The following is a 250-nucleotide window of genomic DNA, read 5'->3' as shown; positions in this document are numbered from 1 at the left end:
AAAAAACTGAAAGAGATAGTAGACTCCCACATCGCATCACCGCAAGAGGGACTAATAAGACACCTCAACCCGGTCATCAAAGGTTGGAGTAACTACTACTCGACACAAGTGTCCAAGGAAGCCTTTTCTCAGATGGATAGCTTACTATATTGGAAATTAACCAAATGGGGAATCCGAAGACATTCCAACAAAACAGGAAAGTGGGTAGCCAAGAAATACTGGCAAACAATAGGGAATCGGCAATGGGTAT

General features: G+C 42.8%; 1 protein-coding gene. It reads left to right on the top strand.

The window, feature by feature from the left end:
- Positions 1 to 6: 6 nt before the first annotated feature.
- A partial coding sequence (locus AC0QH1_RS18090; protein ID WP_324632651.1) for a group II intron maturase-specific domain-containing protein occupies positions 7 to 250 on the top strand: 244 nt, incomplete at its 3' end.

It is taken from the genome of Phormidium sp. CCY1219 (assembly GCF_055795085.1).
Note: the sequence above shows the minus strand (reverse complement) of the source record. Positions and strands in the feature narration are given on the sequence as shown.